The sequence below is a fragment of the Streptomyces sp. 3-6 genome (assembly GCF_056323165.1).
Genome location: NZ_JBWHZP010000001.1, coordinates 544,958 through 571,694, shown reverse-complemented (window position 1 = coordinate 571,694; position 26,737 = coordinate 544,958). Strand labels below are relative to the sequence as shown.

17 protein-coding genes and 1 pseudogene are annotated in these 26,737 nt (G+C 71.7%); 9 read left to right on the top strand and 9 right to left on the bottom strand.

The features are described 5' to 3' along the window. Positions 1–93 precede the first annotated feature (93 nt). The 3 genes from AC02VZ_RS02325 (at position 94) to AC02VZ_RS02315 (ending at position 3,297) form a co-directional block, all read left to right on the top strand. Positions 94–2,061 (top strand): hypothetical protein, encoded by a 1,968-nt coding sequence (locus AC02VZ_RS02325; RefSeq protein ID WP_476474380.1) that lies wholly within the window; start codon positions 94–96, stop codon positions 2,059–2,061. Positions 2,062–2,128: 67 nt separating this feature from the next. Then, entirely contained in the window at positions 2,129–2,821 is a 693-nt protein-coding gene (locus tag AC02VZ_RS02320) for a TetR/AcrR family transcriptional regulator (RefSeq protein ID WP_476474379.1), read from the top strand. Continuing rightward, complete coding sequence (locus AC02VZ_RS02315) at positions 2,818–3,297, top strand: hypothetical protein (RefSeq protein ID WP_476474378.1); 480 nt, start codon at positions 2,818–2,820, stop codon at positions 3,295–3,297. Before AC02VZ_RS02320 ends, AC02VZ_RS02315 begins: the two co-directional genes overlap by 4 nt. A gap of 27 nt (positions 3,298–3,324) precedes the next feature. Here the strand turns inward: AC02VZ_RS02315 and AC02VZ_RS02310 are convergent, their stop codons facing one another. From AC02VZ_RS02310 to AC02VZ_RS02280, 7 genes are all read right to left on the bottom strand, one after another. After that, the gene (locus AC02VZ_RS02310; RefSeq protein ID WP_476474377.1) at positions 3,325–3,684 is read right to left on the bottom strand and encodes a 5-carboxymethyl-2-hydroxymuconate Delta-isomerase; all 360 of its coding nucleotides are present in this window, start codon (positions 3,682–3,684) and stop codon (positions 3,325–3,327) included. Positions 3,685–3,746: 62 nt separating this feature from the next. Further along, on the bottom strand, positions 3,747–9,158 hold the full coding sequence (gene pulA, locus AC02VZ_RS02305; RefSeq protein ID WP_476474376.1) for a pullulanase-type alpha-1,6-glucosidase: 5,412 nt from the start codon (positions 9,156–9,158) through the stop codon (positions 3,747–3,749). A gap of 206 nt (positions 9,159–9,364) precedes the next feature. Next, positions 9,365–10,738, bottom strand: a complete 1,374-nt coding sequence (locus tag AC02VZ_RS02300; RefSeq protein ID WP_476474375.1) for an alpha-amylase — start codon at positions 10,736–10,738, stop codon at positions 9,365–9,367. Between the two features lie 181 nt (positions 10,739–10,919). After that, entirely contained in the window at positions 10,920–12,605 is a 1,686-nt protein-coding gene (locus AC02VZ_RS02295; RefSeq protein ID WP_432055802.1) for a glycoside hydrolase family 13 protein, read from the bottom strand. A 132-nt stretch (positions 12,606–12,737) separates the two neighbouring features. Then, positions 12,738–13,649 (bottom strand): sugar ABC transporter permease, encoded by a 912-nt coding sequence (locus AC02VZ_RS02290; protein WP_476474374.1) that lies wholly within the window; start codon positions 13,647–13,649, stop codon positions 12,738–12,740. Positions 13,650–13,662: 13 nt separating this feature from the next. Next, positions 13,663–14,667, bottom strand: a complete 1,005-nt coding sequence (locus AC02VZ_RS02285; protein WP_432055804.1) for a carbohydrate ABC transporter permease — start codon at positions 14,665–14,667, stop codon at positions 13,663–13,665. Between the two features lie 97 nt (positions 14,668–14,764). Further along, positions 14,765–16,036 carry an extracellular solute-binding protein gene (locus AC02VZ_RS02280; RefSeq protein WP_476474373.1) on the bottom strand — a complete coding sequence of 424 codons (1,272 nt, stop codon included), beginning with the start codon at positions 16,034–16,036 and terminating at the stop codon, positions 14,765–14,767. Positions 16,037–16,484: 448 nt separating this feature from the next. On the opposite strand from AC02VZ_RS02280, the gene AC02VZ_RS02275 reads away from it, so the two are divergent. From AC02VZ_RS02275 to AC02VZ_RS02265, 3 genes and pseudogenes are all read left to right on the top strand, one after another. Beyond that, positions 16,485–17,540, top strand: a complete 1,056-nt coding sequence (locus AC02VZ_RS02275) for a LacI family DNA-binding transcriptional regulator (RefSeq protein ID WP_432055806.1) — start codon at positions 16,485–16,487, stop codon at positions 17,538–17,540. Between the two features lie 100 nt (positions 17,541–17,640). Next, positions 17,641–17,928 (top strand): hypothetical protein, encoded by a 288-nt coding sequence (locus tag AC02VZ_RS02270; protein WP_432055807.1) that lies wholly within the window; start codon positions 17,641–17,643, stop codon positions 17,926–17,928. 283 nt (positions 17,929–18,211) lie between these two features. After that, positions 18,212–19,051: pseudogene (locus AC02VZ_RS02265) on the top strand (phosphatase PAP2 family protein); the annotation flags it as partial. A gap of 489 nt (positions 19,052–19,540) precedes the next feature. Here AC02VZ_RS02265 and AC02VZ_RS02260 read toward each other — a convergent pair. Continuing rightward, the gene (locus AC02VZ_RS02260; RefSeq protein ID WP_476474372.1) at positions 19,541–22,543 is read right to left on the bottom strand and encodes a bifunctional [glutamine synthetase] adenylyltransferase/[glutamine synthetase]-adenylyl-L-tyrosine phosphorylase; all 3,003 of its coding nucleotides are present in this window, start codon (positions 22,541–22,543) and stop codon (positions 19,541–19,543) included. 547 nt (positions 22,544–23,090) lie between these two features. Between AC02VZ_RS02260 and AC02VZ_RS02255 the strand changes: the two genes are divergently transcribed. The 3 genes from AC02VZ_RS02255 to AC02VZ_RS02245 all read left to right on the top strand — a co-directional run bounded on the left by AC02VZ_RS02255 (position 23,091) and on the right by AC02VZ_RS02245 (position 24,991). Further along, positions 23,091–23,534 carry a VOC family protein gene (locus AC02VZ_RS02255; protein ID WP_476474371.1) on the top strand — a complete coding sequence of 148 codons (444 nt, stop codon included), beginning with the start codon at positions 23,091–23,093 and terminating at the stop codon, positions 23,532–23,534. A 428-nt stretch (positions 23,535–23,962) separates the two neighbouring features. Beyond that, positions 23,963–24,427: a helix-turn-helix domain-containing protein gene (locus tag AC02VZ_RS02250; protein ID WP_476474370.1), complete on the top strand. Its 465-nt coding sequence runs from the start codon at positions 23,963–23,965 to the stop codon at positions 24,425–24,427. A 3-nt stretch (positions 24,428–24,430) separates the two neighbouring features. After that, the gene (locus tag AC02VZ_RS02245; protein ID WP_476474369.1) at positions 24,431–24,991 is read left to right on the top strand and encodes a VapC50 family PIN domain-containing toxin; all 561 of its coding nucleotides are present in this window, start codon (positions 24,431–24,433) and stop codon (positions 24,989–24,991) included. 63 nt (positions 24,992–25,054) lie between these two features. On the opposite strand, the gene glnA is transcribed toward AC02VZ_RS02245, so the two are convergent. Then, positions 25,055–26,416, bottom strand: a complete 1,362-nt coding sequence (gene glnA / locus AC02VZ_RS02240; RefSeq protein ID WP_432055812.1) for a type I glutamate--ammonia ligase — start codon at positions 26,414–26,416, stop codon at positions 25,055–25,057. Positions 26,417–26,737 lie beyond the last annotated feature (321 nt).

The window sequence follows — 26,737 nt, the reverse complement described above, 5'->3', positions numbered from 1 at the left end:
CGGCGGCGCCCGGGCCGGGCACCGCGCCCGCGTCCGGCGGGACGTGACGGCGCGGTCAGGTGACCATCCTCGGGTTCGCTCGTTCTGCGGTATGTGCAGCCACAGGATGTCGCCCAGCGCCCCGCAGCCTCCTCGTCCGCCGGTCCGGCCGTCGACGTCGAACAGGCCGAGGCCGCCCTCGTCGAGCACTACCCGCGGCTCGTCCGGCTCGCCTACCTGGTGCTGCCGCCCGGTTCCGGCCGCAGCCGCCGGGTGCTGACCGCGCACGCGCTGACCCAGCGGGCGCTGCCCCGGAGCCGTACGTCGGCGCCCGTCATCCCCGCCCAGTCCACCGGCCGGGCCGCCGACCCCGGGTACGCGCTGGTGCGGCTGAAGGTGCTGCGGGCGGCGCTGGAGGCCGGGCGGCCGCTCCGGCGCGGGGCGTGGCCGAAGCGGGCCCAGCTCCCTCCGCTGCTGCCCCAGGTGTGGGGCCTGCGACTGTTCCCCCGCTCGGGCGGCGCGGAGGAACTCGCCCTGGACCAGCGGCTGGGCGAGCTGTCCGGGGCGGGGCGTGCCGCGTACGTGCTGCGCGGCCTGGAGCGGCTCCCGGACGCCGAGGTGCGCGAGGCGCTGACCGGGGCCGGGGTGGCCGACCCGGAGGCCGCGCTGCGGGAGGCGGACCGGGTGCCGGCGCAGCACCGGCTGCTCGGCTCCCCGGAGTTCGACCCGTGCGCGCTCCAGGCCCGCCCCACCGACCTGCTGCGCCGCCGCCAGCACCTGAAGGCCGCCCTGGTCGCCGGGGCGGCGCTGGTGGTGTGCGGTGCCCTGCTGGGGCTGCCCGGCGAGGGCTGGGGACCGGACGGGGCCGCGGCGCCGCCGTACGCGCAGAACCCGGCCGCGCAGGCCGCCCTGGAACCCGGGCAGCTCACCCGGGTCGCCCCCGGCGCGTGGAAGACGTCCGCGCGCACCGACTTCTCCGTCTGGCCCGCCCGGGGCGACGGCGTGGACGACGACGCCCTGCTGCGCCGCGCCCTGGCGGTGTGGGCCCGCCCGGGCGAGCGGGTGCAGGTGTCGGCGACGCCCGGGACGCCCACCGGCGGGCCGGCCGGGCCGCCCCAGCTGCTGTACGCGGGCACGGTGGACAACGCGCGGGTGGTGATCCTGCACGACGGGCTGCGCATCGCCCGGTACGCGGAGCCCAAGGAGGGTGCCGACGGCGCCGCCCTGGACTTCGCGCGGGTCGACGGTGCCGGCCGGGCGGAGGCGAGCGCGGTGGTGCTGAGCCGGGCCGACGGCAACGTGCGCTACCTGACGGCGCCGTGGGTGCGGTCGGCGGGCGAGCGGGACCTGCGCGAGCCGGAGGCCGCGGCGATGGACCTCCCGCTGACCGACGGGGTGACGTCCCCCCTGGCCAGTCCCGCCCTGCAGCAGGGCGCGTGCTCGTCGTGGAACGTGCTGGAGCTGACCGACGGCACCGGCACCCGGCTGGTCACCGACCTCGGCGAGGTGGTCCCGGCCCACCTGACCGCCGGCCGGCCCTCCGCGCCGCGCGAGGCGTCCGGGGCGGCGGCGCTGCGCACCTGGGCGCCGTACGCCTGCTCGCTGACCGCGATGCGGGCGGCGGGCGTGCGGAGCGTGAACGCCTGGGCGTTCGCCGAGCAGCCGATGCCCGGCGCGCAGGCGGCCCAGGGCGGGTCCGCCGCGCTCCCCGGGGCCGCGGCGGCGACGGGGCAGTGGGTGTGCACGCGGGGCGAGACCTGGCGCGGCGAAGGGGCGCGGGTGCTGGCGCAGTTCCGCACGCCGGGCGGGGCGGCCGGCGCGGTGACGGCGAAGGCCGAGGACGTGCCGGCGTGCGGGGCGCGCTCCCCGCACGTGCTGGCCGGGGTGCTGTGGAAGGCGGAGGAGACGGGTACCTGGCACCTGTTGGCGGCCGGGAGCCGCGACGTGGCGTCGGTGACGGCGACGGGCGGCGTCCGGGGCACCGCGCAGGGCAATCTGCTGTCCGTCGAGGCCGAACAGGGTGCCCGCGCCGACCTGGAGGGCACGCTGAAGGACGGCGGGACGATCCGGGGGCTCGGCTGACCGGTCGCTGAACACCCGCGCTCGGTCCGGACCGTTCGCGGCTGGAATCGATCGGTATGGTGTTCGCATGACTACCGGGGTACGCCGCAGAATGGGAGTCGAGGAGCGGCGGCAGCAGTTGATCGGCGTGGCCCTCGAACTGTTCAGCCGCCGCTCGCCCGACGAGGTGTCCATCGACGAGATAGCGTCGGCGGCGGGCATCTCGCGCCCGCTGGTGTACCACTACTTCCCCGGCAAACTCAGCCTGTACGAGGCCGCGTTGCAGCGGGCCGCGGACGATCTGGCGTCCCGCTTCGTGGAGCCGCACGAGGGCCCGCTGGGCGCGCGGCTGCGGCGCGTGATGGGCCGCTACTTCGACTTCGTCGACGAGCACGGCCCGGGCTTCTCCGCCCTGATGCGCGGCGGCCCGGCGGTCGGTTCCTCGACCACCAACGCGATCATCGACGCCGTCCGGCAGGCCGCCTACGAGCAGATGCTGTCGCACCTGGGCGTGGTGGGCCCGGCTCCGGCGCGTCTGGAGCTGGTGGTGCGGTCCTGGATCTCGCTCGCCGAGTCGACGGCCCTGATCTGGCTGGACGGCCGGCGGATCCCGCGCGCCGAGCTGGAGAGGCAGCTGGTGCAGGACTTCGCCGCGCTGGCCGCGGTGGCCGCCGCCGACGCCGAACTGGCCGCGCTGCTGCGGGACCTGCTCCGGCACGAGCCGGGCGACGGTCCGTTCACCGATCTGGTCACCCGGCTCGTGGCGTTGGCGTCGGAGTGAACGGAACGCCCACGTGGGGCCTGGTCGTGGAGACGACCGTGGGCACCGGGCAGCGCAAGCACACCGAGGCACAGGTGGTGGCCCATGTCACCGGCTCCCGGGCGGAGGCGCTGGAGGAGCTGGAGCGACGGGCCCGGACCTACCAGCCGTGGCACCCCACGAGCCCGAAGCGCCGCCGGCTGCTGCGGCTGGACGACGGCTTCCTGCTCGTCGTCGACGGGGCGTACCAGTCGTTCGGCACCCGGTTCACGGTGGCGGAGCTGCTGGCGGACTCGGAGACGCCCGCCGCTGCCGGCCCCGGCCCCGAGGGGGTCCCGGAGACCGCGTCGGCACCCCAGGACCCACCGGCCCCGGCTGAGCCCGATGAGCCGTCCCCGGGCGGCCCGGACACCGTCAGCGGCCCGGACGCCGTCGGCGAGCTGGACGAGGACGGTGTCCCCGTCCGCCCGTCGTGGCTGGGCCGACCGGACCTCTGAGGGCACGGGCCCGCCGGGAACGCCCGGTCACTCGCTCTCGTACTTCCGGTACGACGGGTCGAGTTCGCGCACCTCGGCGGAGGCGTGCACGGCCACTGACCCGCCGGGCTTCACGAACTGCCGCAGCAGGCCCAGCACGGCCTCGGTGAGCCGCGCCTTGGTCTCCTCGGTGCGGCCCGCGAGCAGCCCCAGGGTGACGTGGACGACGGCGTGACCCTCGGTGTCGGGGCCGACCACGGTGTCCTCGGTCCGGCGGAACTGCGTCGTGCACGCCGGGGGCCTGGCGGCCGCGATGTCGACCACCGCGGTGTGCAGGGCCCGCGCGAAGCCGGGCCGGTCGAAGCCGTCCGCCAGGCTGTCGGAGTAGTCGACGGTGATCTGCGGCATGAGCCCTCCCGAGTCGTTCCAGGAGGGCTCACCCTACGTCGTGTCCGTGCCGCCCCGCGGGGTCAGCCCGCCGCGGTGAACACGGCGACCGTGCGGGCCGGGACGGTGAACGTTCTGGTGCTCCGCTCGTAGGACGCCGCCCTGACCACCGGGTCCCCGCCCTTCGCCTGCACGGGGTGCAGCCGGTGGCCGGTCCCGGCGAGGGCGGTGACGCGCTGGTCCTGCGCCTCGGGCGTGGCGTTGAAGACCACGACCAGGTCACCGAGGCGCATGGTGATCACCCCGGGGGTCTCGTCCTTGCCCGACAGCGGGAAGGAGAGCCGGGACTGGACGCGCTCCGCGGTACCGAGGGAGAAGACCTTCTCCGTCGTGCGGATCCTGAGCAGGTCCCGGTAGGCGGCCGAGGCGCCCTCGATCTGCGGGCAGCCGACCTTCGCCGTGCCCAGCAGGGGCTTGGCGTAGGGCCACTTGTCCTCGTTGTCGGCGGCCGGCGGCAGCCCGCGGCCGAAGCCGTTGCCCGCCGCGCAGTTCCAGTGGACGGCGTTGAACCAGTCGCCGCTGTCGTAGGAGTTGCGGTCCAGGGACTTGGAGCGCAGCAGGTCGGTGCCCGCCTGGGAGAGGGCCGGGCCCTGGGAGAGGGTGGCCGTCGCCATGGCGAGGACCTGCATGCGGGCCCGGTCGCCGGCCGGGGTGTCCTTCGGCAGCTTGAAGGCGAGCGCGTCGAACAGGGACTCGTTGTCGTGGGCGTCCGCGTAGGCGAGGGCGTCGCCGGGGACGGCCGCGTAGCCGGCGGGTGAGCCGTTGTAGTCGACCTGGGAGCCCTTGACCTGCTTGCCGCTGGTGTCGGTGAAGGTGTAGTCGGCGAGGTTGCCGGAGAGCCCGACCTTGATCAGGTCCTGGTAGTGCAGCAGGCGGGCCTTCTGCTCGGCCTCGGTGCCGTTGGCCGTCGAGGTGTTGGGGTCGGTGTAGAGGCCGGAGGCGAAGCCCTGCACGCCGGGGTCCTCGTCGAAGGGGCCGCCGCCGCGCACGGCGTCACGGGCCCGGTCGGAGAAGGTGGCGATGCCGGTGCCGGCCATGTTGGCCTGCGTGGCCTGCTCGAAGCGGGCGTCGTCGGCGATCTCGCCGAAGTTCCAGCCCTCGCCGTACAGGATGATCTTCTTGCCGTCGACGCCGTCCTTCTTCAGGGTGAGGGCGTCGAGGGCCTTGCGGACGGCGAGCATGTTGGCCTTGGGGTGGTGGCCCATGAGGTCGAAGCGGAAGCCGTCGACCTTGTACTCCTTGGCCCAGGTGACGACGGAGTCGACGACCAGCTTGCCCATCATGGCGTTCTCGGGCGCCGTGTTGGAGCAGCAGGTGCTGTCGGCGACGGAGCCGTCGGGGAGCAGCCGCTGGTAGTAGCCGGGGACGATGCGGTCCAGGACGGAGGTCTTCGCCTGGCCGTGGGCGGCGGTGTGGTTGTAGACCACGTCGAGGACGACGCCGAGGCCCTCCTCGTTGAGCGCCTGGACCATGCGCCGGAACTCGACGGTGCGGGCGGTGCCCTCCGGATCGGTGGCGTAGGAGCCCTCGGGGACCGTGTAGTGGTACGGGTCGTAGCCCCAGTTGTAGGCGTCCTTGGCTGCCACCTCCGCCACGCACTCCTGCTGGCGGGGCGAGTCGGCCGGGAAGGAGCCGAGGTCGCAGTCGACGGTCCGCTGGTCGGACTTCCGCTCGGGGATGGTGGCGATGTCGAAGGCGGGCAGCAGGTGCACGTGGGAGGTGCCGGCCTTCGCCAGCTTCCGCAAGTGCCTGGAGCCGTCGCTGTCCTTGTCGGTGAACGCGAGGTAGGTGCCCGGGTGCTTCGCCGTGCGGTCCTCGACGGAGAAGTCGCGGATGTGCAGTTCCTGGATCTGGGCGTCCTTGAGCGGTACGGCCTTCGGCTTGTCCAGGGAGGACCAGCCCCTGGGCGCGAGGCTCCGGTCGCCGAGGTCGACGACGAGGCTGCGCTCGGAGTCGGTGGTCAGGGCGACGGAGTAGGGGTCGGTGACCTTGTTGGTGACGATCTCCCGGGTGCTGGGCGCCCACACCGTGACCGCGTAGCGGTACGGCTTGCCCTTCCAGGAGGCGGGGCCGGTGGCCGACCAGACGCCGGTGGCGTCGTCGCGGTGCATGCGGACGGTGCGTCCGGCGATCTCCAGAGCGACGTTCCGCGCGGTGGGCGCCCACACGGAGAGGGTCGGCCGGCCGTGGCGGAACACCGGGCCGAGGGCCGCCTTCGTGGCGCGGGCGGCGTAGAGGTCGTCCAGGACGCCTGCGAGCTGCACGCCGGTGGCGGCGAGCACGGCGCCGTTGGCCGCGTGCTGGGCGGCGACGACCTGGCCGCGCAGGGCCTCGCGCACCCGGTCCCGGTCGCGCGGGTCGACGGACCAGGCGGTGCCGTCCTTCAGGTGGGGGAAGCGGGCCTTCTGGGCGTCGGTGAGGGTGGTCCGGGCCAGGCGCAGCCAGCGGGCGTCGCCGGTGTCCAGGGTGCCGTCGGCCACGGTGACGCGGCCGGTGGGCGAGGCGAGGAGCTGGGTGGAGGCGGCGGCGTCGGAGCCGTCCCAGACCAGGGTGTTCCGGTCGATCCAGACCGCCTTGGAGGTGGACAGGTCGAGGGCTGCCGCGGACCCGGCGGGCTGCGGCAGCAGATACCTCTCCTGGCCGCTCAACAGCCACACCTCGTGCCCGTGGGCCCTGAGGTCGAGCGACTGGTCGGACGGGAGGTCCTTCTCGTCGCCCTTGTGGATGATGTAGCTGAGGCTGGTGGCACCCTCGGCGAGCGGCACCTCGAAGACCGCGCCATAGGCATCAGTCTTCACCGGTTCCAGGGGCTTCGACCAGTCGGTGGGGTGCGCGGCACCGGTCCAGGTGTGCAGGCCCCAGCCGTCGTAGTCGCCGTCGGCGCGGTGGTAGTGCAGGACGGCCTTGGTGGTGTCCTGGGCCGGGTGGTCGGGCCGTTCGGTGGTGACGGTCTCCTTGCCCTGCTCGATCCAGACCTCGCCGGTGCGGGTGAGGTCGATGGTGCGGTCGGTGTCGACGTCCTTGGTGCCGTCCTTGTCGACGACCAGGAACCCGAGGTCGGAGGCGCCCGGCTTCAGCTTGACGTACGCGAAGGCGCCGTAGGCGTCGCGGCCGGTGAAGGGGTGGCTGTCGGGCCATTCGGTGGCCTCGCCCTCGGCGAGGTCGCCCCAGGCGTACAGGCCCCAGTCGTCGTAGTCGCCGTCGGCCCGCTTGTAGTGGACGATCGCGTAGTCGCGGGAGGCGGCGGAGGGCGGCGTCTCCACCGGCGGGGTGCCGGTGGTGGAGGTGGCGAGGGCGCTCGCGGTGCGGCCGGCCGAGTCGGTCACCACGGCCTTGTAGCGCAGGGCGGTGCCGGCGGGGACGTCCTCGCCGATGGTGTGGGTGACCTTGTGGGGGGCGTGGTCGGAGGAGCCGAGGACGCGCCACCTGCCGTTGCCGGTCTGGGCGGCGAAGACGACCCGGTTGAGCTGTCCGCCGTCGACGTCGGCGGTGAGTTCGACGGTGCCGGTGGCGCCGGCCTCGGGGGCCTTCAGGGTGAGGGTCGGCTTCGCGGCCGGCTTGCCGAGGGGGCCGGACGCCTTGAGGACGATCGCGGAGCCCGCGGGGACGGTGACGGTGATCTTCTTGTCGGCGTCGCTGCGCACGGTGGCGTCGGTGCCGTAGAGGCCCTTGAACGTCGTCCGGGCGGAGTTGGTCGCGAAGGTGGCCTTCTTCGCCTCGTCGGCGTTGTTGAAGGCGACGACGTACTCGGTGGTGTCCTTGCCGGTGGCGGTGCGGGAGACGGCGTAGACGCCGGGGCCGTCGGCGGCGTGGCGCTCCTGCTGGATGCCGTCGGTGAGGGCGGGGTGCGCCCTGCGGAGCGCGGCGAGGGCGCTGATCTGCCGGTAGAACGGCGAGCGGGTGTCGTAGGTGTCCTCGGCGTGGGTGCGGTCGGTGCCGATCAGGTCGTCGTCGAGGTAGTCGGCGGTGCGGGACGCGAAGAGGGTCTGGCGGGCGTCCTTGTCGCCGCCGGCGCCGGTGAAGCCCTGCTCGTCGCCGTAGTAGACGACCGGGTTGCCGCGGTTGAGGAACATCAGCTCGTTGGCGAGCCGGCCCTTCTTCAGCAGTTCCGCGTCGGACGCCTTCGGGTTGTCCTGCTTCAGGAAGGTCCCGATGCGGCCCATGTCGTGGTTGCCGAGGAAGGTGACCTGCTCATAGGCGTTGGCCTTGTCGGTCGTGTACTTGTGGTCGGCGCCGAAGACGGCGGCGAGCTTCTTCGCGCTGCCGCCCTGGGAGGCGTACTGGCGTGCGGCTTCCTGGAAGGGGAAGTCCAGGGTGGCGTCGAGGCGGCCCTCGGTGACGTAGGGGGCGGTGACGTCCGGGTCGGCGGAGTAGACCTCGCCGAACATGAAGAAGTCCTTGCGGCCCTTCTTGGCCGCGTAGGCGTCCAGGGCGGTGGCCCACTGGGTCCAGAACTCCATGTTGACGTGCTTCACGGTGTCGATCCGGAAGCCGTCGATGTCGAAGTCCTTCACCCAGCGCTGGTAGATCTTCTCCATGCCGCTGACGACCTCGGGACGCTCGGTCCACAGGTCGTCGAGGCCGGAGAAGTCGCCGTACTCGCTGGACTCGCCGGCGAAGGTGGAGTCGCCCCGGTTGTGGTACATCGCCGGGTCGTTGAGCCAGGACGGGACCTTCAGCCGCTTCTTCGCGGCGGGGACGACGGGGGTGCGGGGGAAGGAGCCGCCGTCGACGCGCGGGAAGTGGCGGGTGCCGTCGGCGTGGTCGGAGTCGTCGAAGGGCCGGCCGTCCTTCGTCAGGTACGGGAAGGCGCCCTTGGAGAGGTAGTCGTAGGACTTCTCCTCGTAGTCGATGACGTCGGCGGTGTGGTTGGTGATGACGTCGAAGAAGACCTTCATGCCCTTGGCGTGGGCCTTGTCGATGAGTCTCTCGAGGTCCTTGTTGGTGCCGAAGTGCGGGTCGACCTGGGTGAAGTCGGTGATCCAGTACCCGTGGTAGCCGGCCGAGGCGTCCTTGCCGGTGCCCTGGACGGGCTGGTTCTTGAAGATCGGCGCCAGCCAGATGGCGGTGGTGCCCAGGCCCTTGATGTAGTCCAGCTTCTGCGTCAGGCCCTTGAGGTCGCCGCCCTGGTAGAACCCCTTGTCGGTGGGGTCGTGTCCGTGGGTGAGGCGGGAGCCGGTCAGTCCGCCGCGGTCGTTCGTCCGGTCGCCGTTGGCGAAACGGTCCGGCAGGACGAAGTAGAACTGCTCGCGGGTCAGGTCGTGCCGGGCCGGGGACGTGGCGAGGGCCGTGTCCGAGGGCGGCGGAGGCGGGGTGTCCGCGCGGGCGGCGAGCGGCTGCACGAGCGCCGCGGCGAGGGCGGCGACGGTGACGGCGGCGATGCGCCGGCCCCGTGCGGTGCGGCGCCCCGGGGGCGCGGGCCATCTGGGTATCAAGGCGTGAACTCCTTGTGCGTACGGCTCGTTGGGTCCGACCCCACGCCGCGGCGACGGCCTGTTTCGGCCACATCGCCGGGGCACCGGCCGTGACCGTACCGCCGTTGAAAGGTTTACAGCAAGGGCTCTGAAAGGACCGGTAAGGAATTGCATGCCGGACGCCGGGCGCCCCACCGTCCGTGAACGGCGGTGCGCCCGGCGCGGGTTCAGCAGTTCGGCTTGCCCGCGTGGACCGCGAGCGCCGTGTGGGCGCCCAGGGTGGCGGTGAGCTGTCCCGAACCGTTCACCGTCACCGGGATGTTGTTCTGCACGTCGCAGTACGTGCCCGCGGGCATTGACGTCTGGTAGGTGCGGGTCAGGGGGCCGGACTCGTGGTTGACGGCCACGAAGCCCTTGCTGCCCCGGCCGAAGGCGATGGCGTCGCCGCCGTTGTCCCACCAGTCGGTGACCGCCTGGCCGCGGGTGGCGTTGCGGAAGCCCACCATGGCCTTGATCTCCGGCCAGTTGTGCTGGCACTTCCAGCCGTTCTGCCAGCAGGCGTTCACCTGGCCGCCGCCCGGCGGTCCGGCGTCGTGGTCGGAGAACTCGTAGCCGGAGTTGATGTCCGGGGCGCCGTAGGGCCAGGCCAGCATGAAGACGTTGGCCAGGGTGTAGGTGGCGTTGTCCTTGTAGGAGAGGGTGCTGCCGTTGCGCTCGGTGTCGTGGTTGTCGACGAAGACGCCCGCGGAGGAGCTCTTGAGGTAGCCCCAGCCCTCGCCGTAGTTCTTCAGGTAGGCGAGGTTCTCGTTGTTGAAGACCCGCTTGAGGTCGTAGGCGTACCGGAATTCCTGGACGTCGCCGTTGCCGGTGTACTCGGTGGGCTGGACGGCCTCGCCCGCGCCGAAGATGACCTCCTGCTTCCAGTACACGCCGGGGTCGGTGAGCCGGGACTTGATGTTCGCCAGGTCGGCGGCCGGCATGTGCTTGGCGGCGTCGATGCGGAAGCCGTCGACCCCGAGGGAGAGCAGGTCGTTCATGTACCCGGCGATGGTCCTGCGGACGTACTCCTCGCCGGTGTCGAGGTCGGCGAGGCCGACCAGTTCGCAGTTCTGGACGTTGTGGCGGTCGCGGTAGTCCGTGATCTCCGCTCTGCAGGTGTCGAAGTCGTACGAGGAGTACAGGCCGGGGTAGTCGTACTTGGTGTACGGCGAGCCGCCCGTGCCGGTGCCGTTGCCCGCGGACATGTGGTTGATGACGGTGTCCACGACGACCTTCACTCCGGCCGCGTGGCAGGTGTTCACCATGTTCCGGAAGGCGGTGCGGTCGCCGAGCCGCCCGGCGATCTTGTAGCTGACCGGCTGGTAGGACGTCCACCACTGCGAGCCCTGTATGTGCTCGGCGGGCGGGGAGACCTGGACGTATCCGTAGCCGGCCGGGCCGAGGGTGGTGGTGCACTCGCGGGCGACGGAGGCGAAGTTCCACTCGAAGAGGACGGCCGTGACGTCCTTCGAGCCGGGAGGGGAGGCCGACGCGGACGTCGGGGTCATGACAAGGGAGGCGGCGGCGAGGGCGGCCACCCCGGAGAGGGTTCTGCGTGCCATGTGGGGTTCCTTCTTCGTCGAAGGCATGTGGGGAGCCGCAGGGCCGATGAAGGCGCTTGCAGAAACCTTCAGCAACCTTGCGGCACCGCAGATGTTAAGGGCCCGCCACCCGAAAGGGCAGCGGGCCGTACGAAGTTGAAGCAAAAAAGTTGCCGGACGGACCTCTTCGCCGAGCGGGGCCTCAGGCCCGGGTCCACCACACGGTCGTGTCCGCCGGCACCTTCGCCTCGGACGCCGTCTCCGCGACCTCGGCGTTGCTGAGCAGCACCCGCCCGTAGGACGGCACGGTCACCGACGCGCCGGTGGTGTTCGCCACGCACACGAAGTCACCGCGCCGGAAGGCCAGCACCCCCGCGGGGGCCCGCAGCCACTCCACGGACTCCCCCGCCCCCAGGTCGGGCTGCTCCCGGCGGACGGCCAGCGCCGCCCGGTACAGCTCCAGGGTGGAGCCCGGCACGCCGGTCTGCGCCTCGACGCTCAGCTCGCCCCAGCTGTCCGGCTGCGGGAGCCAGCTGCCGCCGTCCCCGAAGCCGAAGGACGACCCCTCACGGGTCCACGGGATCGGCACCCGGCAGCCGTCGCGGAAGCCGTCCTGGCCCGCGCCGCGGAAGTACGCCGGGTCCTGGCGCACCTCGTCCGGCAGGTCCACGACGTCCGGCAGGCCCAGCTCCTCGCCCTGGTAGATGTACGCCGACCCCGGCAGCGCCAGCATCAGCAGGGTCGCCGCGCGGGCCCGGCGCAGGCCCAGCTCGCGGTCGCCGGGCTCCCGGAGCTGGGTGCCCAGGCCGGGCGGGTTGCCGAAGCGGGTGGCGTGCCGGGTGACGTCGTGGTTCGACAGCACCCAGGTGGCGGGAGCGCCGACCGGGCGCATCGAGTCCAGCGTGCGGTCGATGACGGCGCGCAGCTCCTCGGCGTCCCAGGGGGTGGAGAGGTACTGGAAGTTGAACGCCTGGTGCAGCTCGTCGGGGCGCACGTAGTTCGCGGTGCGCTCCACCGTCGGCGTCCACGCCTCGGCGACGAAGATCCTCTCCCCCGCGTACTCGTCCAGCACCAGCCGCCACTCGCGGTAGATGTCGTGGACGCCGTCCTGGTCGAAGAACGGCATGACATCGTTGCCCAGCAGCTTCAGCTGCTCGTGGGATCCCAGGTCGGGCAGGCCCTCCGCCTTCACCATGCCGTGGGCGACGTCGATGCGGAAGCCGTCCACGCCCATGTCGAGCCAGAACCGCAGGATGGAGCGGAACTCGTCGCCGACCGCCGGGTGCTCCCAGTTGAAGTCGGGCTGCTCCGGGGCGAACAGGTGCAGGTACCACTCGCCGGGCGTGCCGTCGGGCTCGGTGACCCGGGTCCAGGCCGGGCCGCCGAAGATCGACTCCCAGTCGTTGGGCGGCAGTTCGCCGTTCTCGCCCTTGCCGGGCCGGAAGTAGTAGCGCTCCCGCAGCGGCGATCCGGGCCCTTCGGCGATCGCGCGCCTGAACCACTCGTGCTGGTCGGAGGAGTGGTTGGGCACGAGGTCGACGATGATCCTGAGGCCCAGGGCGTGGGCGTCGCGGATCAGGGCGTCGGCGTCGAGCAGGTTGCCGAACATCGGGTCGACGGCCCGGTAGTCGGCGACGTCGTAGCCCGCGTCGGCCTGCGGGGAGGCGTAGAACGGGCTCAGCCACACCGCGTCCACGCCGAGGTCGCGCAGGTACGGCAGGCGGGAGCGGATGCCTTCCAGGTCTCCCATGCCGTCGCCGTTGCTGTCGGCGAAGCTGCGGGGGTAGACCTGGTAGATCACCGCTTCCCGCCACCAGTCGCGGCGCCCGTCGACGGTGGCGACGGCCGAGTCGGTCGAGGGGTCCGGGGTGGAGTGCTGCTGGCTCATGTCGTCCTTGTACTCAGAGGCTTGTGGGGAAGGCGGGGTGTGACGAGGCGGCCGCGGTGCCTGCGGGGTCGGAATCGACACCGCGGCCGCCACCCCGCGCGTCAGGCGCGCGGGAGTCGTCCGCGAAGGAGGTCAGCCCTTCGTTCCGCCGGCCGTGAGGCCGGTCACCAGGTTCTTCTGCACGAGGTAGAAGAACGCGGAGACGGGTATCGCGATCAGGACCGCGGTGGCGGCCATGAGGTTGCGCTGGGCGTCGTGCTCGCTGATGAAGCTCTGCAGACCGACGGCGAGTGTGTACTTCTGGTCGTCCAGCATGAACGTCGTGGCGAACGCGACCTCGCCGAACGCCGTGATGAAGCTGTAGAAGGCGGCGACGGCCAGCCCCGGCTTGGCGAGCGGCAGGATCAGCCGCACGAACGTGCCGAAGGGGTTCAGCCCGTCGACCCGTCCCGCCTCGTCGATCTCGAACGGGATGGTGTCGAAGTAGCCCTTCATCAGCCAGGCGCAGTAGGGCACCGCCGTCGAGCAGTAGACGAGGATGAGTCCGAGGTAGCTGTCGATGAGCTGGAACTCCGACAGGATCTGGTACATCGGGACCATCAGGACGGCCACCGGGAACATCTGGGTCACCAGGAGTACCCACATGAACTTCTTGTATCCCGGGAACCGCATCCGGGACACCGCGTACCCCGTGGTGGCGGCGACCATCACCCCGATGACGGTGGTGCCCAGGGAGACGATCAGCGAGCTCTTGAGCCAGTGGAAGAAGTTCGACTCCTGGAGCACGAAGACGTAGTTGTCGAGCGTCATCTTGCCCCAGATGCCGCCGGGGCGCAGGTAGTCGTCCTTGTCCGGGCCGAGGGACAGGAACACCAGCCAGGCGACCGGGAACAGCGCGACGAGGCTCGCCACGATCAGGATGCCGTGCGAGGTGAGCCTGCCGAGCGGGCCTGTCTCCCCCCGCCGGCGCGCCTTCCCCGAGGGGGTCGGACGGCCGGCGGGCCGGTCCGCCTCCGTGGCGGTGGTGACGGTAGTGGTGCTCATGGGGGCTCCTGCCTCAGATCGCGAGCTGCTGGTCATTGCGGTTCAGCCAGCGGCGGTAGAAGGAGGTGAAGACGACGAGGACGGCCAGCAGCAGCATGCCGTAGGCGGCGGACTCGGCGAACTCGCGCGGCTGCTGTCCGAAGCCGAGCTGGTAGGCCCAGGTCACGAGGATCTGCGCGTCCGGGGCGGTGTTGCCGAACAGCAGGAAGATGATCGCGAACTGGTTGAAGGTCCAGATGACGCCGAGCAGCACCACGGTGGAGCTGACCGAGCGCAGGCCGGGCAGGGTGACGTGGCGGAAGCGCTGCCAGGCGTTGGCGCCGTCCATCTCGGCCGCCTCGTAGAGGTGGGCGTCGATCGACTGCAGGCCGCCGAGCAGGGAGACCATCATGAACGGCACACCGCACCAGGTGTTGACCATGATGGCGGCGAACCGCTGCCAGAAGGTGTCCTCCAGCCACGCCGGGGTGGGCAGGCCGAGGAACTCGAGGCCGGAGTTGATGATGCCGGCGTCCGCGAGCATGAAGCGCCAGCCGAAGACGGTGACGAAGGTCGGCACCGCCCACGGCAGGATGAGGATCAGCCGGTAGAGGGTGCGGCCGCGCAGCTTCTGGTTCAGCAGCAGGGCGAGGCCCAGGCCGATGCCGTAGTGCAGGGTCACGCAGGCCGCGGTCCAGAAGATCGTCCAGAGGAACTTGGACCAGAAGCGCTCGTAGGCGGTCTCGCCCCACAGGATCTCGGCGTAGTTGTCCAGGCCGATGAACTTGTAGGTGGCCTCGATCTCGTTGACGCCGATGGTGCGGGCCGAGTTGAGGCTGTCCGCGTCGGTGAGCGTGAGGTAGAAGCCGTACGCCAGCGGATACAGCACGATGACGCCGAGCACGACGACCACCGGCAGGATCATGGCGTAGGCGTACCAGTGCTTCTGGTAGGCGTGCTTCAGCCTGCGGACCGGTCCGGGGCGGGGCGCGCGGTCACCGCGGCGCTTGCCGGTCGCGCGGTCGATGGCGACTGTCATGGTTCGGCACCTTCTGGATGGTCAAGGGGTAGGCACACAGGCCGGAGGCCGCCGGACCCTCCCCTCCTGGAAGCGGGGTCCGGCGGCCGTCCGGGCGTTACTTGCTGAAGTCCGGCAGCAGCTTCGCGATCGCGGTCTCCGCGTCGCTCAGCCCCTTGTCCAGCGACTTCTTGCCACCGGCGATCTGCGGCAGCTCGTCGTCCAGCGGGCCCCACAGGGAGCTGTACTCGGGCAGCGCCGGGCGCGGCTGGGCGGCCTCCAGGACCGTCTGGTAGCCGGCGATGCCCGGGTCGGCCTTGACCTGGTCGGTGTAGGCGTCGTCACGCGTGGGCAGCGTGGCGTTCTTCAGCGCGATGGTCTCCTGCGCCTTGGCCGAGGTCATGAAGTTGACGAACTTCAGCGCGGCCTTCTGCTTGGCCTCGGTGGACCCGGCGTAGACGGACAGGTTGTGGCCGCCGGTCGGGGCGCCCGCCTTGCCGGTCGAACCGGCCGGGACGGTGGCGATGCCGAGGTTGTTCTTGTCCTTGAACGCGGAGCCCTTGTAGAAGTTGGTGATCTCCCACGGGCCCTGGATGATCGAGGCGACCTTGCCGTTGACGAACGCGTCCTGCATGTGGGCGTAGGCGTCGGCGGTCACGTCGGCCTTGTGCAGGCCCTTGCCCTTGAACAGGCTCAGCCAGGTGTCGTACGCCTTGACGGCCTCGGGCGACTTGACGGTGATCTTCTTGGCGTCGGCGTCGACCGTGTCGGTGCCCTCGCCGTAGAGGAAGGACTGGGCGTAGTACGCCTGGGTGGAGCCCCAGTAACCGTCGACGCCGGTCTTGTCCTTGATGGTGGCGGCGGCCTTCTTCAGGTCGTCCCAGGTCTTGGGGACCTCGACGCCGGCCTTCTCGAACAGTTCCTTGTTGTAGACGAAGGCCAGGGTGTCCGTGGTGAACGGGACGCCGTAGGTCTTGCCCTCGTACGTGGCCTGCTCGATCAGGTTGGACTTGAACTTGTCCTGGTCGGCGAGGGCCTCGGTGCCGTCCAGCGGCAGGAAGAAGCCCTTCTTGGCGAAGGCCGGGGTCCAGCCGACCTCGGAGCGCAGCACGTCGGGGGCACCCTTGGAACCGGCGGCGGTGTCGAACTTGTTCTGCGCCTGGTCGAAGGGGACGTTGACGAAGTTGACCTTGATGTCCTTGTTGGCGGCCTCGAACTCCTTGACCAGGGCCTTGTACGTCGGCGCCTCGTTGGTCGCGTTGGAGGTGTCCCACCAGGTGATGGTGACCGGGCCGTCGGCCTTGTCGCCGCTGTCGCTGTCTCCGCCGCAGGCCGTCGCCGCGAGGGCGAGGGACGCCACCAGCGCGGTGGCCGCTATGCCACGCCGCATGAGTTCTCCTTGAGGGTGAAAGCCGTACACAGGGAGCGGCCCCGTCTGCCGTCCCGCCGGCTTGCCGGCTCGCCGCCGCGGCTCCGCGTCCTCGGATCTGGCCGGGAATCGCGGTTCCGCCGGGCGACTGGAAACTAACAGCGATGCAAGCGCTGCAAAAGCCCTTGCTGAAAAATTTTGCAAGAAGCGCCGAAGGTTACTCCGCCGTGACCTCTCCTAGACCGCCGCGCAACCCGGTCAGCACCGGTACGACACGGGTTCGGACGCTTGTGCAAGACTCTGCAAGCACTTGCCATCCGTTGCCGCCGCGGGAATCATCCGTTGCGAGGACGCCGACCACGAGGTGAGGACCGCGATGACCCAGCAGCCCGCTACGCGCCGTTCCACGGCACGGGCCAGGCGTCCCGCCGGTGTGCAGGGAGAGGTGCGGCCGATACAGTCCGGTGCTGTGACCACACGCCTTGCCGACATCGCTGCCCAGGCGGGGGTGAGCGAGGCCACCGTCAGCCGCGTCCTCAACGGCAAGCCGGGCGTCGCCGCCACCACGCGCCAGTCCGTCCTCGCCGCCCTCGACGTCCTCGGCTACGAACGGCCGGTCCGGCTGCGGCAGCGCAGCGAGGGCCTGGTCGGGCTGATCACCCCGGAGCTGGAGAACCCCATCTTCCCGGCCCTGGCCCAGGTCATCGGCCAGGCCCTGACCCGGCAGGGCTACACCCCGGTGCTCGCCACCCAGACCCCCGGCGGATCGACGGAGGACGAGCTCACCGAGATGCTCGTGGACCGCGGGGTCGCGGGCATCATCTACGTCTCCGGACTGCACGCGGACACCACCGCCGACACCCAGCGCTACGACCGGCTGCGGGCCCAGGGGGTGCCGTTCGTGCTGGTGGACGGCTTCTCGCCGAAGGTGCAGGCACCGTTCATCTCCCCCGACGACCGCGCGGCCATGGCCCTCGCCGTCACCCACCTCGCCTCCCTCGGCCACACCCGCATCGGCCTGGCCCTCGGACCGAAGCGGTTCGTGCCGGTGCAGCGCAAGATCGAGGGCTTCGTGCGCATCATGCAGGAGCAACTCGGCCTCGCCGCCGAGACCGTGGAGACGGAACTGATCCAGCACTCGCTGTACACGCTGGAGGGCGGGCAGGCCGCGGCGGCCTCGCTGATGGACCGCGACTGCACGGCCGTGGTGTGCGCGAGCGACATGATGGCGCTCGGCGCGATACGCGCCGCCCGGCAGCGCGGCCTGGACGTGCCGAAGGACATCTCGGTGGTCGGTTTCGACGACTCCACTTTGATCGCCTTCACCGACCCGCCGCTGACCACCGTGCGCAAGCCGGTCCCGGCCATGGGCCAGGCCGCGGTGCGCACCCTGCTGGAGGAGGTCGGCGGAACCCCGGCCCCGCACAGCGAGTTCGTGTTCATGCCGGAACTGGTGGTACGCGGCTCGACCGCCTCGGCCCCCGGCGCCCCCGGGGAACGGAACCGGCCGCACGAGAGGCCCTGACCGGCCCGCCTCACGTGCGCCGGTGCCCGCGCGGGCGCCGGTACCCGGGCATAGCCTGGGGTGGTACCGCGGCGTGCGTCGACCGGAGAAGGTGAGTGCGATGCGCGTGATGCTCAAGGCGACGCTGGACACGGAGAAGTCGAACGAACTCATCCGCAGCGGGAAGATGCCCGGGCTGATGCAGGAGACCTTGGGGCGGCTGCACCCCGAGGCCGCCTATTTCGGGCCGCTCAGCGGCCGGCGGACCTGTCTGCTCGTGCTCGACCTGCAGGACAGCTCGCAGATCGCGACCACCGGCGAGCCCTTCTTCGCCCAGCTCGGCGCGGAGGTCGAGATGATCCCGGTGATGAACGCGGAGGACCTGCAGAAGGGGCTCTCCCAGCTGTGACGCCCGTGCGGCTGGGACGCACGGCCGCCCGTGACGCGCGTGCTGCTGGGACGCTCGTCCTGATGACCCGGTGGCGACGCCTGGCTGCGACTCCGGGCCGGGCTGGGGTTGATCATCGACTTCCGAGGTGTGCGAGACGTCGCGCACCCGGCGCCGCCGACCGGGCAGGCCCTCAGGAGAAGTTGGCGCTGCCCGGACCGCGACCCAGGCGTGAGAACATGCGGGCGCTTCCGGACCGGGGGATGATCTGTGGGCAAGGTCCTTTCTGGCAGACTCTGTGCCTATGGGTGACACGACCGTGACTGCGCCGAACGGCCGGACATCGGCCGCTCCCCGTCCCGTCGGTGACCGGACGGGGCGGGCGCTCCTGCGCCGGATGCGCAGGCCACGGCGTCCCCGCCTCTGGTTCGAGATCCTTCTGATCGCGGTGAGTTACTGGACGTACTCCCTCGTCCGCAACGCCGTGCCCGAGCAGAAGGCGCAGGCCCTGCGCAACGCCGACCTGATCTGGGAGGTCCAGCAGCAGCTGGGCATCGCGGTCGAGCAGTCCGTCAACCACGCCGTGAACTCCGTGACATGGCTGGTCGTGGGCATGAACTACTACTACGCCACCCTGCACTTCGTGGTGACGCTGGGTGTGCTGGTGTGGCTCTACCGTGGCCACCCCGGGCGGTACGCGGCCACCAGACTCGTGCTGTTCGCGACCACGGGCGTCGCCCTCGTCGGTTACTACCTGTTCCCGCTCGCCCCGCCCCGTCTGATGAACGGCGGCGGCTTCATCGACACCGTGATGGTGCATCAGACGTGGGGCTCGATGGCCTCGGGCGACCTGAAGAACATGTCCAACCAGTACGCCGCGATGCCGTCGATGCACATCGGCTGGTCGGTGTGGTGCGGCCTGACGATCTTCGCGCTGGCGTCGGTCCCGTGGGTGCGCGTGCTGGGGCTGCTGTACCCGGCGCTCACGCTGGTGGTCATCGTCGCCACGGCCAACCACTTCTGGCTGGACGCGGTGGGCGGCGTGCTCTGCCTGGCCTTCGGCTACGCGGTCGCCCGCCTCTGGTACGGCAGCGGCCCGTACGCGCTGCCCCGCAGGGTGCCGGACCAGCGGCGGGGACGGAAGGGTGCCCGTGAGGCCGCCGTGGCGCCCACGGCGGCGGCCCCCGGGGTCGTGGCCCAGGTCGCCCGGACGACGGACGCCTCGGGCGGGGCGGCCGCGGCGTTCGGAGCGGCAGCCGGGGCCGCGGAGGCGGGTGACGGGGACGGGGACGGTGTCACGGGCGAGGGCTCGGGCTCGGGTGCGGGTATGGGCACGGGCCGTGACGCTGGTAGCACGAAAGCGGCGGCCTCGCCGGCGGCACCGGAAGAGGGCGCGGCTGCCGACGGGAAGGGCGCGGACACCGGGGGCGAGGGGGACAGCCCCGGGGCGGCTTCGGGAGCCGACGCATTCTCCGGGACGGGACGCGGCACTCCGTAGCCGGGAGCCCTGGCACTCCGTAGCCGGGAGCCCGACCGGCCGGGACCCGTCCGGAGCGGGGACCCGTCGAGCGGGACCCCGTCCGCAGCGGCTCGGCGGAGGGACGGTCCGGGAGGGTCGACCCTCCTCCGCGGTTCAGTCCCCGCCGTAGAAGAGTTCCTCCATGACGGTCCGCGCCCGCCGGGCCGTGCGGCGGTACTCGTCGAGCATGTCGCCCGCGTGGCCGGGGCCGTGGCCCAGGTAACGGCCGACGGCGGCCAGTTCCCGGGGGACGGTGGGGAAGGTGTCCCCGGCTCGCCCCCGGACCAGCATGACCGCGTTGCGCACCCGGGTGGCCAGGACCCACGCCTCGTCCAGGGTGGCGGCGTCCTCGGCGGAGATCAGTCCCGCCTCCCGGGCCGCCGTCAGGGCCGGCCGGGTGCGCGTCGTCCGCAGACCCGGCTCGCGGGCCGCGTGCCGCAGTTGCAGCAGCTGCACGGTCCACTCCACGTCCGACAGCCCGCCCGGGCCCAGTTTGGCGTGCAGCTTCGGGTCGGCGCCGCGCGGCAGCCGCTCGGACTCCATGCGGGCCTTCAGCCGCCGGATCTCGCGGACCGCGTCCTCGCCGAGCCCGGCGGTCGGGTAGCGCAGCGGGTCGATCAGCTCGATGAAGCGGCGGCCGAGGTCCGCGTCCCCGGCGACGGGCTCGGCGCGCAGCAGGGCGTGCCGCTCCCAGACCAGCGACCACCGCCGGTAGTACGCCTCGTACGAGCTGAGGGTGCGCACGAGCGGGCCGTTCCTGCCCTCCGGGCGGAGGTCCGCGTCGACCAGCAGGGGCGGGTCGGAGCTGGGGATCTGGAGCAGGCGGCGCATCTCCGCGACGACCTTGGCGGCCGCCCTGGCCGCCTCGTGCTCGTCCACGCCCTCGCGGGGCTCGTGCACGAACAGGACGTCGGCGTCGGACCCGTAGCCCAGCTCGTGACCGCCGAAGCGGCCCATGCCGATGATCGCGAACCGGGTGGGGAGGTCGTCCCCCCAGCCCTCCCGGACGACGGCGCGCAGGGTCCCGGCGAGGGTGGCCGCGGTCAGGTCCGACACGGCGGCCCCGACCAGGTCGACCAGCGCGCCCTGATCCGCCTCGGCGGGCTGCGACTCGGTGCCGTAGGAGCCGACGATGTCGGCGGCGGCCGTGCGGAACAGCTCCCGGCGGCGCACGCCACGGGCCGCGGTGACGCCCTGGGCGGCGTTGTCGGCGCGCCGGACGGCGGCGAGGATCTCCTGCTCCAGGTGGGCACGGGAGCGCGGCCGGAGCCCTCCCCCGTCGCCGTCCCCGAGCAGCGCCACCGCCTCGGGGGCGCGCATCAGCAGGTCGGGGGCGAGCCGCCCGGCGGACAGCACCCGCGCCAGGTTCTCGGCCGCCGCGCCCTCGTCGCGCAGCAGCCTGAGGTACCAGGGGGTCTTGCCGAGGGCGTCGGAGACCTTGCGGAAGTTGAGCAGTCCCGCGTCCGGGTCGGCGGAGTCGGCGAACCAGCCCAGCAGGACGGGCAGCAGGGTGCGCTGGATGGCCGCCTTGCGGGTGACGCCGCTGGCCAGGGCCTCCAGGTGGCGCAGGGCGGCGGCGGGGTCGGCGTAGCCGAGGGCGACCAGGCGTTCCCGGGCCGCCTCCGCGCTGAGCCGGGCCTCGCCGGGCGCGAGCTGGGCGACGGCGTCGAGCAGCGGCCGGTAGAACAGCTTCTCGTGCAGCCGCCGCACGGCGGAGGCGTGCCGCTTCCACTCCCGGGTCAGGGCGGCGACGGGGTCGGTGCGCAGGCCCAGCGAGCGGCCGAGGCGGCGCAGGTCGGTCTCGTCGTCCGGGACCAGGTGGGTGCGGCGCAGCCGGTGCAGCTGGATGCGGTGCTCCATGGAACGCAGGAAGCGGTACGCCTCGTCGAGCTGCGCGGCGTCCGTGCGCCCGACGTAGCCGCCGGCGGCGAGCGCCTTGAGGGCGTCCAGGGTGGTGCCGCTGCGCAGGGAGGCGTCGGTGCGGCCGTGCACCAGCTGGAGCAGCTGCACGGCGAACTCGACGTCCCGCAGTCCGCCGGGACCCAGCTTGAGCTGGCGGTCGACCTCGGCGACCGGGATGTTCTCCACCACCCGGCGGCGCATCTTCTGCACGTCCGCGACGAAGTTGTCCCGCTCGGCCGCCTGCCACACCAGGGGGTGGAGCGCGGCCACGTACGCCGCGCCCAGGTCCGCGTCACCGGCCACCGGGCGGGCCTTGAGCAGCGCCTGGAACTCCCAGGTCTTGGCCCAGCGCTGGTAGTAGGCGAGGTGCGAGGCCAGGGTGCGCACCAGCGGGCCGTTGCGCCCCTCGGGCCGCAGGTTGGCGTCGACGGGCCAGATGGTGCCCTCGACCGTCGTCTCCGAGCAGAGCCGCATCATGTGCGAGGCGAGCCGGGTGGCGGCCCGCAGCGCCTTGTCCTCGTCGGCCCCCTCGGCGGCCTCGCCGACGAAGACGACGTCGACGTCCGAGACGTAGTTCAGCTCGTGTCCGCCGCACTTGCCCAGCGCGATCACCGCGAGCCGGCACAGCGCGGCGTCCTCGGGCGCGGCCTCCCGGGCGAGCCGGAGGGCGGCGCGCAGGGTGGCGGTGGCGAGGTCGGCCAGCTCGGCGGCGGTCTCGGCGACGTCGATGGTGTCGCAGACGTCGCGGGCGGCGATGGAGAGCAGGCAGCGCCGGTAGGCGACCCGGAGCGTCACGGCGTCGGTGACGTCGGCCAGGCCGCTCTCGAACTCCTCGACGCCCGGGTGCAGGTCCCGCGGCTCGTAGGTGACCAGGGCCTGCCAGTCGCTGGGGTGCCGGGCGAGGTGGTCGGCGAGGGCCGCGGAGGCCCCGAGCACGCCGAGCAGCCGGTCCCGCAGCGGCTTGGCCGCGATGACCGTGTCCAGGAGTTCCCGGCGGGCGGTGGGGTCCGGCTGCGCCTCCAGCAGACGGACCAGGCCGAGCAGCGCCAGATCGGGGTCGGCGGTGGCGCCGAGGGCGTCGAGCAGCACGGGGTCGTCGCGCAGGGCGGTGAGCTCGGGGCCGTCCAGCAGGCGCTCGGCGGCGGAGGGGTCCGTGAAGCCGTGCCGCAGCAGCCGCGTGAAGGTACTGCTCCTGCGCCCCGGCGCCGACGTCATCCCCGGCCTCCTTCATCCCTCGTACCCTGCCCGGCGCACCCCGCGCCCCGTACGTCCCGGACCGCCCCGGTGCGTCCCGGACCGCTCCCGTACGTCCCGGACCGCTCCGGGCGGTCCGGCACCTGCGCCCCGGCTCGCGCGCGGAGCGTGCATCCCAGCGTGCGCCGGGAGCGTGCACCCCGGCTCGCGCCCGGAGCGTGGACCCCGGCTCGTGCGCGGGAAACGTCGCGGAGACGTCTCGTACGGCCACGAGCCTATCCGCAGGAAGAGGCCCCGGCCCGGGACGGCGGCCGGCTCGCACGGACTCCGGCCCCGGTGCGGCGTTTCGGTGGCGGAGCGCCCCGTTTTCGGATTCGGTGGGAGGTGCCTCCCGGCCGGCGCCGACGCCACCGGGCGGCACGACCGAGCGGCACGACCGAGCGGCGAGAGCGGGCGACGCGACCGGGCGACCGGACGAAGCGACCGGCCCGGCCACTCGACCAGGCGACTCGACCTGGCACCCGACCGAACGGCTCGACCGAACGACTCGACGAAGGAGCCACGTTCCATGGACTTCACCCTCGAAGTGATCCCGCTGCCGGTGAGCGACATCGACCGGGCCCGCGACTTCTACCGCGACAAGGTCGGCTTCCATGTCGACATCGACCAGGAGGTCATGCCGGGCATGCGCGTCGTCCAGCTGACCCCGCCCGGCTCCGGCTGCTCGATCGCCCTGGGCGACACGCTCTGGGAGTCGACGCCCGGGCCGACCCCCGCCGCCGGTTCCTACCAGGGGCTGCAGCTGTGCGTCGCCGACATCAAGGCGGCCCACGCCGAACTGACCGCGCGGGGGCTGGAGGTGAGCGAGCCGCAGCAGTACGCCCCGGACGACGGTGCGACGTTCATGTACTTCAAGGACCCGGACGGCAACGGCTGGGCGGTGCAGGAGTACCGGCGCCGGGCGACGGAGCCCCTGCACAAGCTGCTGACCCAGCAGGCGGCCGACTCCTAGGGAGTCTCCGGACTCCGCGCAGTCCCCTACGGTCCCCCGCAGCCCCCGTTGCACGCGCAGCGGGGCGCCACCGGCCACCGACAACGGCCACCGGCACGGGCACCTCCCCCGGGCACGGGCCGCCACGACAGCCCTACGGCGGCGGAACGGCCTGCGCACCCCATGGCGACGCGGGCTGTCACCGCTCGCCGACCGACCAGCTGAGCGCGACAGATCTGCCCGATCGGCACCTGTTGCGTTTGTTTCGATTATTGCGGATACTCGTAACAGCCGGCGTTGACCAACCCCATCCCGGAGTCCCCGTCCGCCACCGCCCTCACGGCAGTGCCCCAGGCCGCGCCATCGGCCGGGAGTCACTGCCGTGACCAGTCCGTCGACCGCCGAGCGACGGGCCATGGGCGCCCAACCACAGCAGTCAGGGGCGCGCAATGACCAAGACCGACATCCGTCCGGTGAAGCTTCCGGACGACAAGCAGGAATCAGCGAACCACGCCCTCGCACGGGTACGGACCTACCTGGCCGAGCACCAGAATGCCTCCCAGATCCGCGTCACCGTGCAGGACGGAGGCGGCGACCGTGAGCCCTTGGAACTCCCTCGCGAAGTCGTGGAACTCTTCGCATCGCTGCTCGCTCACCTGGGAGCCGGGCGCGGCGTCTCCATCGTTCCGTCCGACGCCGAACTCACCACGCAGCAAGCCGCCGACATGCTCAACGTGTCCCGCCCCTTCCTCATCGGCCTCCTGGAGGCGGGTGAGATCGAGTACCGGACCGTCGGCACCCACCGCAGAATCACTGCGTCGTCCCTGTTGGAGTACCAACGCAAGGACGACCGCCGTCGCCGGCTCATGGCTGATGAGCTCACCCAGCTCGGCCAGGAGATGGGAAACATCTAGGCCATGGCTTTCATCGCCGTCTACGACGCCAATGTGCTGTACCCGAGCACCCTGCGCGACGTACTCATCCGCGTGGCGCAAGCAGGCTTGGTGCAGGCCAAGTGGACGGACAAGATCCTCGACGAGACCTTCCGCAACCTGAAGAAGAACCGTCCGGACCTGGACCCGCGCAAGGTGGACAGAACACGGGAGTTGATGGCGGGGGCGGTCCGGGACGTGTTGGTCACGGGGTATGAGCCGCTGGTCGACGTGGTCGACCTGCCAGATCCCGACGACCGTCACGTCCTGGCAGCCGCGATCCGCGCGAAGGCGCAGGTCATTGTCACGTTCAACCTGTCGGACTTTCCGGCGGGGAAGCTGTCCGCGTGGGACGTACAGGCCATCCACCCGGACGCGTTCATCGAAGCGCAGGTGGACCTGTCACCCCAGTTGGTGTACGCGGCGCTGACGCAGATAGCCGACGCCTGGAAGACTCCGCCCAACGCGGTGGTGGCCGACGTGATCGCGTCACTGGAGAGGGAAGGTCTGGTGGCATCAGCAGCGGCGCTGCGCTCCTTGACGTAGTCACCTCTCGGACGCGTGTCAGTCAGTCGCCTCGGGCCGCGGGAGAACCGCCTGGACCTGCCCTTACAGCACCGGCAGGTTCTTCCGCAGCTCGAAGGCGGTGACCTCGGAGCGGTACTCCTCCCACTCCTGCTTCTTGTTGCGCAGGAAGAAGTCGAAGACGTGCTCCCCGAGGGTTTCGGCGACCAAGTCGCTGCGTTCCATCAGGGTGAGGGCCTCGCCGAGGTTCTGCGGGAGGGGCTCGATGCCCAGGGCGCGGCGCTCGGCGTCGGAGAGGGCCCAGACGTCGTCCTCGGCGCCGGGCGGGAGTTCGTAGCCCTCCTCGACGCCCTTGAGGCCGGCGGCCAGGAGGACGGCGTAGGCGAGGTAGGGGTTGGCGCCGGAGTCGATGGAGCGGACCTCGACGCGGGCGGAACCGGTCTTGCCGGGCTTGTACATCGGGACGCGGACCAGGGCCGAACGGTTGTTGTGGCCCCAGCAGATGTAGGACGGGGCTTCGCCGCCCGCGCCGGCGGTGCGTTCCGAGCCGCCCCAGATGCGCTTGTAGGAGTTGACCCACTGGTTGGTGATCGCGGAGATCTCCGCGGCGTGCCGCAGCAGGCCCGCGATGAAGGAGCGGCCGACCTTGGAGAGCTGGTACTCGGCGCCGGACTCGTAGAAGGCGTTGCGGTCGCCCTCGAAGAGGGAGAGGTGGGTGTGCATGCCGGAGCCCGGGTATTCGGAGAACGGCTTGGGCATGAACGTCGCCTGGACGCCCTGCTCCAGCGCCACCTGCTTCATGATCAGGCGGAACGTCATGATGTTGTCGGCGGTGGAGAGCGCGTCCGCGTAGCGCAGGTCGATCTCCTGCTGGCCGGGGGCGCCCTCGTGGTGCGAGAACTCGACCGAGATGCCCATCGACTCCAGCATGGTGATGGCCTGGCGGCGGAAGTCCATGCCGACGTTCTGCGGGGTGTGGTCGAAGTAGCCGGAGTTGTCGGCCGGGGTGGGGCGGCTGCCGTCGACCGGCTTGTCCTTCAGCAGGAAGAACTCGATCTCCGGGTGGGTGTAGAAGGTGAAGCCCAGGTCGGAGGTGTGGGCCAGGGCCCGCTTGAGGACGTAGCGCGGGTCGGCGAAGGACGGGGAGCCGTCCGGCATCAGGATGTCGCAGAACATGCGCGCGGTGCCGGGGGCCTCGGCGCGCCAGGGCAGGACCTGGAAGGTCGCCGGGTCCGGCTTGGCGATCATGTCCGACTCGTACACCCGGGCGAAGCCCTCGATGGCGGAGCCGTCGAAGCCGATGCCCTCGTCGAAGGCCTGCTCCAGCTCGGCCGGGGCCACGGCGACGGACTTCAGGAAGCCCAGGACGTCCGTGAACCACAGGCGTACGAACCGGATGTCCCGCTCCTCCAGGGTCCGGAGCACGAACTCCTGCTGCTTGTCCATCTTCCGCTTCCCCATCCTTGCCGGTCCGGCCGCCCACCCCGCCTCCGCGCACGGGAGACGGACGGGTAACCCGAGCATCACACCACATCTGCGTTTCATGCACGTTGCCGACCTGGATCACTCGGCGGACCCGCGCGCGGCGGGGCGGCCGTACGCCCGTGGGGGATGCCCGTAGGGGCCGCCAGGAGGGGTGCCAGGGGACACCCGTAAGGGCGCCAGGGGATGCCCGTAGGGGTGCCAGTGGGCCCGGCCGGCTCGCTCCCGCTCCGTCGAGGCGTGGGCCGCGGGACCCGGCTCAGGCTTCCGCTTCCCACCGAACCG